This is a genomic window from Vibrio fujianensis, from assembly GCF_002749895.1.
In the GTDB taxonomy this organism is placed as follows: domain Bacteria; phylum Pseudomonadota; class Gammaproteobacteria; order Enterobacterales; family Vibrionaceae; genus Vibrio; species Vibrio fujianensis.
On the sequence record NZ_NBUS01000041.1, the window covers coordinates 130,508 to 131,754 of the forward strand.

Consider the following 1,247-nt stretch of genomic DNA (forward strand, 5'->3'; position numbering starts at 1 on the left):
CATCGACCGCTGCGAAAGGAATTTCTGATTGGATTTCTATTCGAAAAAACATTTCGACAGCTTTTAATCAATATAGCTCTGAGCCGGATGTTGTTCCATTTTTACAACAAGCTCGTAACGCTGGTGGGTTTGATGATATTTTTTTAGGCACGTCGGATGGTCAGATGTATCGTTCTCATCCTGAGCGAAATCGTGCTGACTATGATCCAAGAGCCCGACCGTGGTATAAAGATGCCGTTTCTGCAGGCAGGCAGATTATCACCACTGCTTATCAAGATGCGATCACTAAAGCTTTACTGGTCACCATTGCTGAACCGGTTCGTGATAACGGACAATTTGTTGGTGTTGTGGGCGCTGACGTTTTAATTGATCAACTCATTACCGACGTTTTGAGTATGGATGCAGGCGATAAAGCTTATACCATGTTGATCGATACGCAAGATGGTAATTTTCTGGCTCATCCTAACAAGGCATTACTGCTCAAACCGGTTGCTTCGTTAAATAAAACCCTCAATATGACGGCCCTAGAACAAGCGGCAGTTCGTCATCAGTTGCTTGAATTGACGATCAATGGTCAAGAAACTCTGTTTTACTTTACTCCGGTGCCTAATACTCCTTGGATGTTTGCGGTGCAGATGGATAAAGCCACCGAGTTTGCTGCTCATCGTCAATTACTCACCGGTTTATTCGCGACTGCCTTGATTATTACGATCATTGTTGTGTTGATCGTGTCTTGGTTGGTTAGCTTTTTATTCCGTGATTTACTTCGTGTTTCAAAAGCGTTGGAAGAAATCGCGATTGGAGAAGGGGATCTAACACAACGGTTAGAACCACGCAGTGATGATGAAGTTGGACGCTTAGCGAAAAACTTTAATATTTTTGTCGGCAATATGCACCATATGGTCAGTCAGTTAAGCCAGATTTCTCAGTCATTGTCTGCTCAGTCTCAAATGACCGCTGCCCATGCGGAAGAACGAAGTGCCCGTATTCGAATGCAGCAAGATGAAGTCAATATGGTGGCCACCGCGATCAATGAAATGGCCGCAGCAACGCAAGAAATTGCTAATAATTCTGAAAATACCGCCCAAAACTCATCGGAAGCGGTTGATGCTTGCTCGCATGGTGCAACGCAAGTATCACAAACTCAGAATTCGATTCATTCTCTAGCACAAGAAGTTCAGGTTGCAACCGATGTTATTCAAGAATTAGAAGAGCACGGTAACCAGATCAGCACCATACTTTCAACG

General features: G+C 43.9%; 1 protein-coding gene. It reads left to right on the forward strand.

Features of this window, described 5'->3' with window-relative positions:
• The coding region (locus tag B7C60_RS07895; protein WP_245868889.1) for a methyl-accepting chemotaxis protein at nt 1-1,247 on the forward strand (1,247 nt) is incomplete at both ends.